The 15,261-nt window shown below is 55.8% G+C and carries 12 protein-coding genes; 2 read left to right on the top strand and 10 right to left on the bottom strand.

The genetic code is table 11. The features are described 5' to 3' along the window. Positions 1-10: 10 nt before the first annotated feature. The 3 genes from J7416_RS21190 to J7416_RS21200 are packed head-to-tail and all read right to left on the bottom strand — an operon-like array spanning position 11 to position 4,009. The gene (locus tag J7416_RS21190; RefSeq protein ID WP_209227619.1) at positions 11-1,615 is read right to left on the bottom strand and encodes an AMP-binding protein; all 1,605 of its coding nucleotides are present in this window, start codon (positions 1,613-1,615) and stop codon (positions 11-13) included. Beyond that, a complete protein-coding gene (locus J7416_RS21195; RefSeq protein WP_209227621.1) occupies positions 1,608-2,399 on the bottom strand; it encodes a crotonase/enoyl-CoA hydratase family protein in 792 nt (263 codons plus the stop codon). The genes J7416_RS21190 and J7416_RS21195 overlap by 8 nt, the downstream gene beginning before the upstream one ends. Next, a complete protein-coding gene (locus J7416_RS21200; protein ID WP_209227623.1) occupies positions 2,396-4,009 on the bottom strand; it encodes an AMP-binding protein in 1,614 nt (537 codons plus the stop codon). The genes J7416_RS21195 and J7416_RS21200 overlap by 4 nt, the downstream gene beginning before the upstream one ends. A gap of 92 nt (positions 4,010-4,101) precedes the next feature. Here J7416_RS21200 and J7416_RS21205 point away from each other — a divergent pair, with 92 nt between their 5' ends. Continuing rightward, positions 4,102-4,998: a LysR family transcriptional regulator gene (locus tag J7416_RS21205; RefSeq protein WP_209227625.1), complete on the top strand. Its 897-nt coding sequence runs from the start codon at positions 4,102-4,104 to the stop codon at positions 4,996-4,998. On the opposite strand, the gene J7416_RS21210 is transcribed toward J7416_RS21205, so the two are convergent. Together J7416_RS21210 and J7416_RS21215 are read right to left on the bottom strand one after the other, a co-directional pair. Further along, on the bottom strand, positions 4,953-5,975 hold the full coding sequence (locus J7416_RS21210) for a GlxA family transcriptional regulator (RefSeq protein WP_209227627.1): 1,023 nt from the start codon (positions 5,973-5,975) through the stop codon (positions 4,953-4,955). The genes J7416_RS21205 and J7416_RS21210 overlap by 46 nt on opposite strands. 8 nt (positions 5,976-5,983) lie before the next feature. Then, positions 5,984-7,192: an aminomethyltransferase family protein gene (locus J7416_RS21215; protein WP_209227629.1), complete on the bottom strand. Its 1,209-nt coding sequence runs from the start codon at positions 7,190-7,192 to the stop codon at positions 5,984-5,986. A 150-nt stretch (positions 7,193-7,342) separates the two neighbouring features. Here J7416_RS21215 and J7416_RS21220 point away from each other — a divergent pair, with 150 nt between their 5' ends. Next, positions 7,343-8,269, top strand: a complete 927-nt coding sequence (locus J7416_RS21220; protein WP_209227631.1) for a LysR substrate-binding domain-containing protein — start codon at positions 7,343-7,345, stop codon at positions 8,267-8,269. 222 nt (positions 8,270-8,491) lie between these two features. Here the strand turns inward: J7416_RS21220 and J7416_RS21225 are convergent, their stop codons facing one another. The 5 genes from J7416_RS21225 to J7416_RS21245 all read right to left on the bottom strand — a co-directional run bounded on the left by J7416_RS21225 (position 8,492) and on the right by J7416_RS21245 (position 14,515). Continuing rightward, positions 8,492-8,842 carry a hypothetical protein gene (locus J7416_RS21225; protein ID WP_209227633.1) on the bottom strand — a complete coding sequence of 117 codons (351 nt, stop codon included), beginning with the start codon at positions 8,840-8,842 and terminating at the stop codon, positions 8,492-8,494. Between the two features lie 88 nt (positions 8,843-8,930). Next, complete coding sequence (locus J7416_RS21230) at positions 8,931-10,772, bottom strand: TniQ family protein (RefSeq protein WP_247744422.1); 1,842 nt, start codon at positions 10,770-10,772, stop codon at positions 8,931-8,933. A gap of 35 nt (positions 10,773-10,807) precedes the next feature. Continuing rightward, complete coding sequence (locus tag J7416_RS21235) at positions 10,808-11,800, bottom strand: ATP-binding protein (protein WP_209227637.1); 993 nt, start codon at positions 11,798-11,800, stop codon at positions 10,808-10,810. Continuing rightward, positions 11,793-13,931 carry a Mu transposase C-terminal domain-containing protein gene (locus J7416_RS21240; protein WP_209227639.1) on the bottom strand — a complete coding sequence of 713 codons (2,139 nt, stop codon included), beginning with the start codon at positions 13,929-13,931 and terminating at the stop codon, positions 11,793-11,795. The genes J7416_RS21235 and J7416_RS21240 overlap by 8 nt, the downstream gene beginning before the upstream one ends. Continuing rightward, entirely contained in the window at positions 13,928-14,515 is a 588-nt protein-coding gene (locus tag J7416_RS21245) for a TnsA endonuclease N-terminal domain-containing protein (RefSeq protein WP_209227641.1), read from the bottom strand. Before J7416_RS21245 ends, J7416_RS21240 begins: the two co-directional genes overlap by 4 nt. Positions 14,516-15,261: the final 746 nt, after the last annotated feature.

Genomic DNA, 15,261 nt, shown 5'->3' on the forward strand with positions numbered 1-15,261 from the left:
TCCCTTTCGGTCAGAGTTCATGGAAATCTCCAGCGACAAAGTGGTCGCGGAGAATAAATTTCTGGATCTTGCCGGAACCGGTCAGGGGAAACTCTTCCAACTGCACCCAGACATTCGGGGTTTTCTGCGGTGACATGTTTGCGCGGCAATGTGTGTGAAGTTCTGCCTTTGCGAGCGGTTTGTTGCTGCGGATGAACGCGCCGATCAGCTCACCCCATTTAGGATCCGGCAAGCCGACGACTGCAACCTCGGCAACGTCAGGGTGCTCCAGCAGACAGTTCTCGATCTCTGCAGGGAAATGGTTTTCGCCGCCCCGGATGATCATCTCTTTGACACGGCCGGTGACGGTCACATACCCGCGCGCGTCCATCCGGCCCAGATCGCCGGTGTGCAGCCAGCCATCCGCATCCAACGTCTCGGATGTGGCCTTGGGATTGTCGTTGTATTCCAGCATGACGCAGGGGCCGCGGGCGCAGATCTCTCCGACTTCCCCTATGGCGACTGCACGGTTATCATCGACACTGCGGATCGAGACCTCGGTTTGCGCCACTGGTTGTCCTGCTGTGTTGCAAATGTCCTCAATACCATCAGACAGGTGGTGCTGTGTGATCACCGGGCAGTGTTCAGTCTGCCCGTAGAGTGTCGAGAACCCGGCCCCCATCAGGTTTTGCACCCTGCGGACCAGTTCCGGGGCAACCATGGAGCCGCCGCAACTTACCACCTTCAGCGCAGACAGGTCCCGCCGGCGTATTTCCTGCGCGTCCAGAAGCGCCACCACCATGGTCGGTACGCCAAGGATGATGTCAGCGCGGCACGCTTCAAGCTGATCCAGAACCACTTCCGGGTCGAACAAGCTGATCAATACCATCCGGCAGCCTGCCTGAAGGCATCCCAGCGTGACCATTCCACAGCCAGACGTATGGAACATCGGCATGACATTGACCCAGGATGTTTTTTCGGTCGCTCCGCACCGGGTGGCGTAGAAACGTGCATTGTTGACCAGTCCGCGGTGGCTGAGCACGGCCCCTTTAGGGAAACCGGTGGTTCCGCTGGTGTACTGGATCATTGCGGCGTTGCCCGGAGCAACCTGTGGCATAGAGACCGGGCGGGATCCAAAGGCAAACAGGGCCGGGCTCTCCATGTCAGTGACTTCCCGCACAGCCGGGATGCCAGAAGCAACGTCCGCCCCGATACTGCGCATTGGATTGCCGCGAAACTCCTCCACCAGAAACAAGGCAACCGCGCCGGATTGCTTCAGGACATACTCCAGTTCGCGCGCTTGAAAGGCCGGGTTCGCGGTCACCAGGACCAGCCCGGCCAAAGCACAGGCATATTCCATCAGCACCCATTCCGGGCTGTTGGGGGACCAGACGACGACGCGTTCTCCCGGAGTGAACCGGGTCGAGAGAGCCCGTGCCAGTTTCTCAGCCTCTGCCAGCAGTTCGCCATATGTCCAGCTCCGTCCCGGCGATCCATCCTGCCGGATCTCTGACAGGGCCTCGGAGTCTAGCCGCGCCTTAGCCGTCTCGCGCAGCATTGCTCCAATTGCTATCTCGCGTGTATCCATGTCGGACTGGGCCGGGATGTAGGACATCGTGAGGTTCAGATCATACATCGCGGAAATCTCCTCCACGGCCCTTGCCGCTGGCGAAACGGGTCGCGCCTTCGACACCTTTGGTGACTTCTGCCTTGCTGCCACGCCATTCCTGTCGAAGAGCGTCACGCACAGGCAGCCCGTGTTGCGCCCGCACAGAACGGCGATCCGCGCGCATGCAGCTTTGGGGAAAACGAGCGATGTCGCGGGCCAGGGCTTCGGCCTTTGTTCGCGCGTCACCTTCCGGCACCACATATTCACACAGACCTATTCGCAGGGCCTCTTCCGCATCTACACGGTGGCCGGTGAGGATCAGGTCCATAGCGCGGCCTTCCCCAACCAGCCGCGGCAGGCGCACCGTGCCCCCGTCGATCAGCGGAATGCCCCAACGGCGGCAGTAGACCCCCATGAAGGCGGTCTCTTCCATCACCCGGATATCGCACCAAAGCGCCAGTTCCATTCCGCCCGCCACGGCAGGCCCTGACACAGCGGCGATCACCGGTTTGGACAGCTCCAACCGGCTGGGTCCCATGGCCGCCATCGGTGGTTCACCTTCGTCGGGAAAGTCGAAAGGATCGAGCGCTTCGGCCCCGGCAAGCGAAGCAGCGTGTTTCAGATCCCACCCGGCACAGAAGGCTCCGCCTTCGCCCCAGAACACGGCGGCGCTGGCGGTATCGTCCGCGTCAAACGATTGGAAGGCCTCAAAGAGTGCCTTGGCGCTTTCCGGATCCATGGCATTACGAGCCTCAGGGCGGGAATGGATGACGGTCCAGACCGGACCATCCTTTTCGACGCGAACGCTCATGCCAATGGCTCCCCATAACTACCTGCGAGATACTGCTCCCGGATGGCGAACTTCTGTACTTTGCCGGAGCCGGTTAGAGGGAATTCCGGAACTTGCACCCAAACCGAAGGGGTCTTCTGCGCCGATAGATGAGCACGGCAATGAGCGCGCAGGTCGGCCACGTCCGGTGTAGTACCGGACAAGATGAATGCAGCAATGATTTCTCCCCATTTCTCATCCGGCAGGCCGACCACGGCTACTTGCGCCACGTCCGGATGGGTCACAAGAACGGCTTCGATCTCGGCCGGGAAATGATTTTCACCGCCGCGGATAATCATGTCCTTGACCCGGCCAGTCACCCGCACAAAGCCCTGGGTGTCCATTGTTCCCAGATCACCAGTGTGCAGCCAGCCGTCTTCATCAATCGCGGCGGCCGTTGCCTCCGGATTGTCGTTGTAGCCGATCATCACAGCGTAGGAACGCGCGCAGATTTCGCCTGCTTCGCCGACTGGGAGCACGCGGTTGTCCTCTGGAGAGCGGATCGAAACCTCTGTTTGAGGCAGCGGCTGGCCTGCCGTTTCCACGATCTGTTCAAGGGTGGCCTCGACCGGGTTCAGACAGATCATCGGGCTGTGTTCCGTCTGTCCGAATGCGCTGAGCAAGTGACACCCCAGGCGGTCCCGCACCCGGCGAACCAGATCAGGCGGTACAGGCGCGCCTCCTGTTGTGATGACCTCAAGCGAAGACATGTCTCGCGGGGTCTGTTCGAGGGATTCCAGCAGGTTGAAGAGCATTGTCGGGACCGCAAAGCAGGTTGTGACCCCCTGTTCCTCAATCAGCCGGGCAAAGACATCCGCATTGAAACGCTTGATCAGAAGCATCTTGCAAGCTGCCTGGAGGCACCCCAGCGCCCCCGTTGCACAACCTGCTGTGTGAAACAGAGGCATGAAATTGGCCCAGACAGAGTGCGCGCCGACTTGTGCCCGTCCGCAGAAGAGCCGGGCGTTGTTCACCAGGTTCTTGTGGCTGAGTACGGCACCCTTGGGGAAACCGGTTGTCCCCGATGTGTACTGAATCTGCGCGGCATCATCTGGCAGCACTTCAAGTAGCACAGCAGGCCGTTCCCCAGTGGCGTAGAGAGCGCCCGCGTCCTCCAGGTTTACGATCTCGCGTAGGCGTTTGTTCCCGCCGGTTGCTTCCAGCGCGATTTCAACCATCGGGTTGCCGCGGAATTCATCGACCATAAACAGGCCGGCTGCACCGGATTGTTCCAGCACATACTTTAGCTCAGAAGCCTGAAAGGACGGATTGGCAGTAACCAGAACGAGTCCCGCCAGACCGCAGGCATACTCCATGAATACCCACTGGGGGATATTGGGCGCCCATACTACAATCCGCTCACCCTGGGCGTAGCGGGAGGACAAGGCCAGTGCCAGTCGCTCAGCCTCTTCCAGAAGTTCGCCATAGGTCCACTGACGGTCGCAACTCCCATTGTCAGAAACGTCAACCATCGCAACTGAAAGTGCGTGTCTGTCTGCGATTTCCCGCAGCAAGCCGCCAACAGTGATGTTGCGGATTTCTGCGTCGCCCTGAGCGGGGAAATGTGAGGTCGAAAGGTTTGGCAGATACATTAAAGGCTCCCTGGTACAGCAAGATCATTGCACGGTCTGATCGCTTTGAATAATATCAATGCGCCATCAGGTGATAACTTGGAGATATCAGCTTGAATCTCACTCTGCGCCAATTTCTGGTGTTCAAAACCATCGTCGAAAGCGGCGGCTTCCGGAAAGCGGCAGAGGTTCTGAATACGTCGCAACCCGCCTTGTCCAAGACCATTCAATCGCTGGAAGCCGAACTTGGTTTTTCGCTTTTGGATAGATCCACCCAGACGGTGGAAATGACCAAAGCCGGTCAAGCGTTTTACGAACGCCTTGGAGAGCTCTTTGACCTGGTCGATCAGATCGCAAGCAATGCCCGGGATGTAGCCGAAGGGCAGCGCGGAAGCCTTTCCATCACCTACACAGATTTTGCCATTCTCGGTCAGCTGCCGGAAACCATAGAGACCTTCCGGCGGCAACAGCCAAGGGTCAAGATCGGTGTCCGGTTCTATCCAAGCCCTCGCCAGATTGAACTGGTTCTGAATGGGCAGGTCGATATCGCGTTCATCTGGCATTTCATGGGGCATGTGCCGCCGGTTCTCAACTGCCAGCCGATTTCGAGCGAAGGGCTCGCCGTCGTTCTGCCCGATCATCATCCTCTGGCCTCGCGCGACACGATTGATCTGGTGGAGTTGCGTGATGAGACTTTTCTGATCGGTGACACGCCTTGGCTTCCATTCACCAACCTTGTTAGGGATCTTTGCATCGAACGGGGATTTGTCCCAAAGACCGGGCAGGTCGCATATCTCCGGGATGAGTTCTTTACGTTTGTGCTGCTGGGCATGGGTGTCCTGATTTATCCAGAGAACGTTGTGCGTGCGCGCCGGGCCGGGCTCAGCGCTGTGCGCATCCGGGATGTGGGAAAAGTTGTCGATATTTCGGCGGTTTGGCTCAAGGAAGCATGCAACCCGGCACTTCATAGATTCCTGGACCTGTTGCCCAACGAGATTGCAGCATCCTGATATGGGGAGACGCCGAAGTGCCTGCGATAAAGTCTGGAAAAATGGGATTGGCTGCTAAAGCCGCTGGCAATGGAAATTTCGATGATTGGCAACGATGTTTGATGAAGCAAACGCCGCGCATGTTCCAGCCTTAGTTTTCTGTAGAATGCTTTTGGGCTTGTAGATAAAAACGCCTTGAAGAGACGTTCAAGCTGCCGCACGGAAATACCAACCGAGGCAGCTACTTCTTGAACTGGAATAGGTTCCTCCAAGTTCGACCGCATAAATCCGATTGCGCTTGCGAGCTTGGCATTTCGCTCTCCGGTATGCAGGAATTCAGCAACCGACTGCTCTTCTTGCCCAGTTCTATAAGAGCCGCAAACAAGCCTGTCTGCCACCCAGCTGGCTATACAGCTACCACTGTTTTCAGTGATCAGCTGCAACATCATATCCAAAGTCGCAGCCCCTCCAGCACAGGTCAGGCTTTTTTCGCCAATACAGAAGATGTTCTGCTCTAACTCCAAATCTGGGCAATGTTCGGCAATTACCCCCCTGTACCTCCAGTGAGCAGTTACCGGTTCGTTTGAAACTATCCCGGCTTTGGCCAAGGTGAAGACAGCGCTTCCCACCGCGCCTATGCGCGAACCTTTCCGGGAAACACTTCGCAACCAGGCCAGAACTGGCAAAGTAGATGCGTCGACGTATTCATTGCCTCCCAGCACGATCACCGTGTCTCTTCTGCTGACCGGCATCATCGGACCATCCACATTCATGGACAAACCGTTAGACGCCAACACAGCGTTTCCGTCTTCACTGAACAGAGACCACGAATATCTGGGCGTCTGGTCAAACTGGTTAGCTTCATTCAACACGTCCAGCGCAGCACAAAGATCCAAAGAAGAAAACGACCTCAACAGTAGAAATGCAAAGCGCGTGGAGACGGCCGAAGCCGCCTCTGGTTCGCAACTCCCGATGCGTGGTGTTGAAACGCCGGGCATGAAGGTCACTATGCTGCATTCGGTTTGGTTGGAATATCCACCAACTTGCCGCGCGGGATCAGGCGCTCGGCGTCATACATAGGCAGGGTGCAGAGCTCACCGCTCTGGGTGGACCCATCGGCGCAGAGTACATCGACCCGCGCACCCGGACCTTGCGCAGGGTCGTCCATGCGCACGATGCAGACACCGCAGCCCTGATAGGGCGAATAGCCCGAGGAACAAACACGGCCGACGGGCCTGCCATCAATTGTCATGACGCGTCCAAGCTGCGCCACACCACCAGTCACACGCATCCCCCAGGTACGGCAGGATTTGTCGGAGGCTTCCAGAGCCTCGCGGCCGATAAAGTCGCGGTCATCGAACTCAACGAATGCGCCAAGGCCAGCGTCGAAAGGTGTGGTCTCCGCTCCGAAATCGGATCCGGCATTCAGCAGGCCGGCCTCGATCCTCCGGGCGCGAAAAACAGGTGTGCCGGTCAGCAGGATATCGAATGCCGCGCCAACCTCCATGATCTTGTCGCCGATGGCAGGGACATCCGTATCAGGCAACAGATAGACCTCCCAACCCAGCTCGTTGGTGAAACCTGATCGGCTGATCCAGCAGGTCTGGCCTGCAATTGAAACCTCAGCACAATCAAAGTAGCGGAATGGGTCCGGCATCGGTCCGTCAAGCACAGCTGCCAGCAGTTCCAGCGAGCGTGGACCCTGGATTTGGCTGACCCAAACATTCGGGTCGTGGATTTTCACATCCAGGCCCTGGGCATGCGCCTTGTACCAGCTGAACAGGTCGCCATCCGCCTGCGCCATCCAGAACCTATCTTCCGCAAGCCGCAACAGCACTCCATCGGTGATCATGCCGCCATCGTGATAGCAGGCAAACTGATAGGAGCAGCGTCCTGGTTTCACTTTGCTGACGCTGCGGGTGAAGATCTTGTTCAGCAGGGTTTCGGCGTCAGGGCCGCTGATCTCGATCGGCAGTTCACCGGTGTGCCGGAAAATGACGTTGGTGCGCACGGCCCAGTACATCTCGTCATCCGAGGCCGTGCTCAATGCTTCCGGCGTCAGGCGAGAGTTGTAAAGCGTGTATTCCGGGTCGTAGGGCAGCTCCATGTAGCTGAGCGGATGGGCGGGCATGGTCCGCGCCAGTTCGCGTGGACGCGCGCCCTTGTTGGGCAGAGCTTTTGCCACGAAACGGAATTGGGAAAGATCGGCATTCATGATGTTCACCGTTTGGAATTGTTTGACACCTGCGGGTGCCTGCCTGGTGGCGTACGGTCTCCACGCATTACATTAGGCCTATCCCGGCCAATATGGTTGGCGCAAACCCAATGAATTGCACAGTCCGTTCGAAAATATTAGACAGATGAGATGCGCTTTCGTTCCTATGACGCCTTGAAGACCTTTGATGTTGTCGCCCGCAGGCTCTCGATGACGGCGGCGGCCGAAGAGGTGCATCAGTCCAAAGGATCGGTCAGCTATCAGATCAACAAGCTCGAGAGAGATCTTGGGTTTCAGCTGTTTGAAAGAGGCAACGCCAAACTGACCCTGACTGAGGCCGGGCGCAGGTTGTGGCATGTATCCCAGTCCGCTCTGAGCCAGATTGACCGGGAAATCTCGGATCTGCGCGGCGTCTCGTCGGCTACGGTGAACATTGGCGCGCTGACCTACTTTTCTTCCCGCTGGCTCTCCCCACGGCTCACGCGCTTTTTTGAGGCCAATCCGGGCGTCAGTTTGAGGATTGAACCGATCAACTCCGTCGAGATGCTGGAGACCGCCAGAGTGGATCTGGCAATCCTCTGGGGGCTCGGCGGCTGGGCGAACTACAAAAGCGAACTTCTTATACCCTGTCCTGCAGTCCCCACTGCCAACCGGGCTGTCGCCGGCCAAATTGAGGCGATGGGACTTGCAGATGCAGTACGCAAGCTTCCATTGCTTGGCGATAGCTCTGGCGATGCGGGCTGGCGGGAGTGGCATGATACGGCTGGGCTTCCCTATGAACCCAGCCGGTCAAGCCTGACAATCCCGGACTCCAACAGCCGGGTTCAAGCAGTTGTTGACGGTCAGGGGGTGGCTTTGTGGGATGATCTGGTCATCCCGGAAATAGAAGCCGGAACTCTGGTCAGAGTGTCGGATGTTTGGGTGGAAACGTCAGGCTACTATGTCGTCTTCCAGAAAGCCTCTCTCTCAGCAGGAGCAATAGCATTCTTGGATTGGCTTTGGGGCGAAGCTGAGAGCAACCATTCAGGCGGCCGCCCTGAACTGTCGCCTTCAACAACCCCTGGTGAAAAGCGCTGAATTCAATGGCTGCTTCGGGCTGGCCTCGCCATGGCAGTGTCCGCTCTGCACGCTTCGCACACGTTCATTCCTTGCGCGGCATTCAGCGGTTTGGGCTCCTTCGAGTCCTTCGCCGCGTCCCGCCTAAATGTCAGGTTTTGAGTGCTCGGAGGGAAGATCTCAGACAAAAGCCATTGGACATTGCGGAACGGGTGTTACGTGAACCACCTTCTAGTTACATCGTCACCCATCTGGGTCCTCATCGCTCCATTGTCCAATTTCGTAAACACCCTGCTTTTTCATGCGACGTATGAACGCTAGATAGTTAACTACGCGGTCGATCTCATCCAATTCTCCAGTGGCATAGGCGACCGCAATCATCTTGAATTGGGCCTCAAGATCTTCCGCAATTTTTTCGTCTCGTCGGGCGAGACCCTTTCCAGTCCCCAAAGAAACAGTAGTTGTTTCGTCTTCGCTCCACAACTCATCGAGATAGGCCCTTAGATTAAGCTCGGGACTATTCGCGCCCAGCTTGCCTACGGCCTCCCATATTGGTTGAAGCCGTTCAGTAAGATTTCTTCGACTGCTAGTCATGTTTCTCTACCTCGCAGTACAGCAGTTCAACGTAGTTGCCCCAATCGATAGACCGCCACTTTTACCGATGAGCATGTGTGGCGGAGCATCAACCTTTCTCCGCCGCCTGCTTATCTTGGTTCCAACTGTCGTGGAGACAGTTTGTTTGGATCGAAGTTTTGCCCCCCATCGTCATTTCCCGAACCACGTCCCGTGTCTCGTTCGGGTACGCACGAACAAACCCAGCCTCGCAGGGGATTGTCTCAACTTCTCTGCGATCCAGTGCCGGACCCAAATGGATCGCGGCGATCTCAAACTGCTCTGCCATTTGGCCCAGCGTTACATAGTGTTTTTCAAAAGCCTGAATACTCTCTTCAGTGATGTAGTAACGATAGTGCTGTGTGTCTGGGTTTCGCAGTTTTATCTGATTTAGGTATCCATCATCTCGCAATAGTCGGATTGACCCGATGCTAATTCTCAAGCGCGCCGCCGCATCCAGAAGCGACAGGTCGCCGGAAAACACGCGCTCCGATTTCTCCAGGATCTCAGCGCAGTCTATAAGAATTCCAGCCAACCCCTCTACGTCGGGATCTCTCCAAACGCCGGTCAGTCGGCCTGCTGCCCAATCGGCGACAACGCGAGCCAGGGCCACCCTGCTCTGTCGACTGTACTCCGAGAGGGGCAACCTATGACGGGCCCGAGAGGCAATGCGCAGGCCTTCAAGCCTAGTCAGCAAGGTCTGTACCGAGGACGATGGAACATAGCGCAGAGACGTTCCAAAGCGATAGGCTTCCAGAACATTATGCCGGATCAGTGCCTTAACATGGACCGGATGGATATTCAGCTGGACCGCGGTGGATTTGGTATTCTGCAACCCAGACCAGAAGTCGAGCACGGCAGCCAGATCCTCATGGCTGACATCTTTCATGTATGACAGGTCGCTCGCATTTATACCGCGAAGATGGGCGAGAATACCTCGCACCCGAACCTCGCCAACCCCATGTAGCTCCCGTGCGCGTTCAAGCGTGATGAGTTTGGGCGCTGAGATTTCCGTACCCAGAACTTTTGCGCCGGTCTGCAGCGGATAGTTTTCACGCACAAAATCCTGCACACAAGCCCTGAGGACTGCTGTCGCCGGGTCCTCTTCAGTTTCCTTAAGCCAGGTGTAGAATTCGCCCATATCTGTCGTGAAATAGGACCGCTTGGCGGAAGACCGGCGCCTGGCACGCTCCAACTCAGATTTCAGGGCTTCCGGCCCACTCTTCAAAACCTCGAAACCAGCCGACATGCAAGTACGCTCTTTTTCGAAGTCCAAATCCGAGCGGCCGACGCCGCAGTCCATGACAATCGCCATACCTAATGTCAGAGCGGCCTGATGAAGATGCGTTAGCTCCAGCGAGTCCAACCAGTCATCAGCGACCCCAAACTCAATTCGGCGGCTCAGGTAGGTTTCAAACGAGGATCGCCCAAGCTTTGTTGCGTCTTGAGCGGCTTCAAAGATCAGATCCTGGTGACGCGTCACTTGCTCAACCACGTCGTAGGTGAGATGCGCATGCGATGCGTTGGGGAGCTGGAGCAACGGTACGCCATGTTTGGCACAGGTCCCGATCGACAGCACCAACCACTCAAGAAGTTGAAACGCGCTCTCAGGACCCGACCCATCAATGACATCCACAATACACTTCGGACAGATTCGGGTGGTAGCCCGGCGGAACGAACGTGTGGTGGCAAAGGAATGCCCGACGCGGTACCGACAGGGGCCAACCAATCTGGCCGCCGCCAACTCCAACGCTTCAAGTGGCACCCCAGCCAGTTGTGACAGCCGCTCCAGCTGATCCGGATGAGCCGAGCAGATATGGGGCCATCTCAGACCCAGATCTGAACAGAACTCCCTCGTAACACTAAGATTGCGACGTGACAGCCGGGCGACATAGGAAGCAGGCGTCTCCATGTGATGATGAGGCAGAGTCAGAGCGAGTTGTCGTGTCACTGTAAACCTCCGTCCAACGAGGGGTCGCCGTGATCCAACCAGCCCATGATGATCCTGACATCTATGCTCAGGAAGTCTTCTGCAAGGAATGGGTTGAAAGCAGGTATACACCCCGACTTGCGCCGGAATGCTTCTGCAAAATGTCCAAGTCGGAGCTGGGCTTCTCCGTCGTATAGCGCCTCTTCTATCCCACTCAGACACATTTCGATGATCATTCCAAACTCATTGCCACCTGCGTGAACCAGCCGCTTAAGAAACTCTCTCTGTTGAAGTTCAATGGAAGGTATCAGACCAGACTTCCGAACGAACTCAGTAAAGATCTCTGTGATCTCGGGTTCGTGGGATATCCAGCTCACTGCACCCAAGTGCACAACATCTATGCGCCTTTTAAGCTGAACATCAGAATTGATCATCTCGATCAGATCGGGCGTGCCAGACAGAACAAGACCAACCGGCCAGTCCTTATCGTTCATAAGCGATTTCAGGGTGTTCACCACATCATTTCGGGTTTTGACGCCTTTGCTGATGTAGAGGTCCTGAGCCTCGTCCAGATGCACAAACAGGGTCCTTCGCAGTTGGAGAAACTGACGCACCTGCGTCCAGATGATCCCAACCGATTTGTCCCGAGCGAGCGGATATCCCAAACCGGACAGGATCGTCGTACCAACATTCTTTAGCGTCGCTGGTGACGGCACCAGTAGCCGGATCACTTCCGCCACATCCTGTCCCTCCGTTGGCAGGATCAGGTCCGTATGATTGTCAAACAAGCGGTCTGCGAGAGTGGATTTCCCACTGCCGGACGCCCCGATCAGAGCAAGACCACGCGCCTCGCTTCGGCTACCCAATCGGATAGCCGCCCTTCTTCGGCGGAGATGGCGATCAAAAACAAGTTTGAAATCGTGGAATACCTGGTGTGAAACGAACATGTCTCGAAGGCGCGCAATCTGAGCGTCAATCTCATCAGATGGATTGTCAGGGAGATCAGTCATCTTCAATCCTCCATTTCGAAGTTCTGGCACGATCCCCAGTGGGGCTTTGTCCCTGGTCAGCTGTGTCCTCGGTGGTGTCTTCTCCTTCGTCCAATGACGGGATGACATGGCCGAATAGATCTGGCTCTGGCGGAAGGTCAAAGCCTTCAGGATCATCCGTTTCGATGCTCAAACCAAGGAACAGATCTTCCCTGGCTCGTCTAAGCCCAGCAGGTGTCTGACGCTTCAAAACAGCCCCGAACCGGCGCTCTTCTTCTGAGTTCTTTTGAATGATGGCTTGCAATGCGTCAGAGACGATCTTCTCCGGAAGCACGGCCTCGGCCTTGTGCTTCAGCCGCAACTGACGCGCGGTCGCTTCCCAATGCTCATAAGACGCTCCATCGAAGCACTTCTGCAGAGCCCGCGCCGCAAACCATTCTTTTCCGATCTGAACCATGATCCAACCGAGGTCGTTCAGGTCAACTTTGATATGAACGTGACGGCGGCGGTCGTGCACATAAAACTCACGCAGTGCCTGGCAGGTGTAGTCGATGCCAAACAGCCTCACTCCTTTGCCAAAGACGCGTCGGCGATATCCCACACCAAAGGCTCTGCGTCGGGTGGTTTCCGCGAGCTGGGGGACAATACCCATTTTCTCGGCGAGGCGTTTCCAGCAATTATTGGGGGTTTCGCCATTCAGCCCGCGGTGCGGCATGTTGTGATACACGTCCACAACGAACCTGATGAGGATTTCCATCAACACATCATCTGAAAGAGAGGCCATCTCTTCCGAAGGATAGTCTCCTCGCTCTTTAGGATCAGAAAATGTGCGACCGGCGAGAAGCGGCATCAGGGCCGTCCCAAAGGTTCGAAAGATCCGCTCCACTCGCCCCCGTAAACGTGGTAGCCCGCCGCGAGGCGTCTCAACAACCCCATGCGCATCAAAGACCGCACTTCGAAACGCATCGTCCACAAAAGCAACGCCAAGATCGGTCACCAGGGAACTCAACCCGCCGTAGTGATGCCAGGTCGACTTGCAGCCAGCCGCTATCGCAAGGTCCGTTTTGTCGCGTGTGATGTCAGACAAAAGAGCCATGGCGTCTTGGCAATTAGGCTTTTCCGCCAGTCGCATGCCCACCACACATCGCGTAGCACAGTCGATCGCGAGATAGAGCCAACGACGCCCACGGTTCAGCTTGGCGAGCTCTTCAGGGTTCAGATGGTCCAGGGCTCCGCGCTCGGCGAGTATCGTGATCAGATCAACGCACCATTCATCGATCTCAACACGCTCCATTGGGTAGCTGGCTGTTACACCTTCCTCATAGAGTGCGAACTTGCGATTGGCGTAGTCGACGCCATGCCTTTGGACACATGTGTAATACGGATCAAGCTCAGAAATTGCTCGCTCAACTTTCCGCCGCGACGGAATTGTGAGTTCCGGCTTGCCCTCCACCATTCGTTGCTCGTTTACGGCCTTAAACCGGTCTCGGCACACATCAGCGACGTTCTTCTTGGTTAATCTTTTTCGGGTCAAATAGGCTTCGAGGCATTCGCCCAGCAATCTCGAAGCCTCGAGGCAGAACCGCGCAGTCCGGTTGCCGGATCTATGTGTGCCCGGGATCAAACCAAGCGGAGAGCCGCCTGCTTTCTCGTATCGTTTCACCCATTCTCTTAAGGTTCTTGGACTGGGTGGGTCCCGATAAACGTTCTTCTTTCCGGCCCTCGGGTTCCTCCAATTGCTTTGGGCCGCACGCGCCTGTTTGTTCACATGGGCTTCGATGGAAGGAATGACGCTCTGAAGGGAGAAATCTGTCCGTTTCGCTTCATCGATACGCTCGAATTGATAGAACCCGTCTACCCATGAGAAGCGCCAGACTACTTCGGATCTCACGTCATCTGGCAAGCTTGCTATTGTTTCAACACCCGCACTCATTCGCACGTCCTGGCGTTCAGGCAGAAAATACCCGGGATCAAAGGTCACATCAGGCCTTTGAAGGAGGTCGGCAAATTCGTCGAATGTGAGAGACAGGTTCCGGCCAGTCTCATCAAAATCTTCGAAGTGGTAACCAAAGTCTGTTTTCCGGTCTAATTTGTACTTCCGACCATCTACCGTCAGAAGGCCAAAGACACTTACTCTGAAAGGCAGGTTCATTTTGCACCTCCCTTCGAAAGCAAAGTGTCGAGATCAATCAGGTGCTTTCTGTCGGCCGTTAGAACGTTTTCAAAGACCGCGATCACGATGCTCCTGAACCCTGCGCCTCCGAGCGCCAACAACTGGCACAGCTCGTCGACCGTTACTGGAAAACAAACGTCACGGATGATGGATTTGAGATGAGCCTGATGCTCTGAATTTCGCGCCTTTGAGAACTCAACGAAACGTTGTGCGTTGAGGGCCTCTGCGCGGGTGAAATCGCGCTCCGTCACCAACACAATGTCATCGGCAAAGTCCTTGCTCATAGCCGCGCGAATCTGCTGAAGCTCGCGTAAGAAATTCTTCTCCAACACCACCTTCCACGGCTTCACCGCTATGGCCAATCGGCGACCGCTTTTTAGCTCAACCAAAAAGTCAATGAAGTGGGTTTTGCGATTGCCTGATTGATCGCGGTAGCTGATGAATTGTGGCTGCTCCCACAAGTTTGCCACTGCAGGATTAGCCAGCACCAGGAAAAACACCCGCTGTTCCAGCTTACTTTCATATTGAACGATCCTCGGACGAATCTGCCCAGGCAATTGCATAACAGCTCCGCCTCTGGAGCTATGTGTCGACCTCCTTGGAATACCCCGTGTTGCAAGGCTGGGCTCAGGCGACATCTCGCCCGTTAATGTGAACTCTTCATCTTTCATGTCTGTGATATGGAGCGCCGACCAGCTTGGGCCGATCGTGCCTCTCTACCCTCTTTTGGTGTTCTTTGGGCAAAGCCAAACCATCTCATCGCCAATAGACGACGACGAAACAGTTGACTTTGAGATCATGGCGGGGGAAGAAGGTGTATCGGTTACGTATCGATACAGAATAAGGGGTCTCGCGGTGTAGTGGCTTGCGAGGCCTTTTTCTTTTCTTCCTATGAAATTGTTACTAGCTCATCTTTGGGCACCTCCGTTGTCTATAACGTTCCGGCCACAGAGCCTCGGGAGTGGTCCCAAGCTTCTCTGCTATGGCTTTCTGAACATAATCGGAGCGCCTGTATCCTTGAGACACAGTAGACACCGAACTGATTGAACGACCGATGTCTCGGCTTAGCTTAGCCAGTGAACTGCCCTTGAGTCTAAGGTCACACTTGATCTGCTCATGTTTGGCGAGATCGACAATCAGATTCCCTGTCATGTCAAATGTTCCGACTGATTCCGGTTACCGAAACCTAACAAATGAACTTACAGGTGTCATTTTTATTGTTTATTAGCAATATGTTGCACATTAATGCCTCAAATTTTCAATGCCATGTCGAAAGACAATCAGCTAAGCTGCTGAAACGCCGATGGCT

Origin of the sequence: Ruegeria sp. R14_0, assembly GCF_017743975.1 — a bacterium.
Taxonomy (GTDB): Bacteria; Pseudomonadota; Alphaproteobacteria; order Rhodobacterales; family Rhodobacteraceae; genus Ruegeria.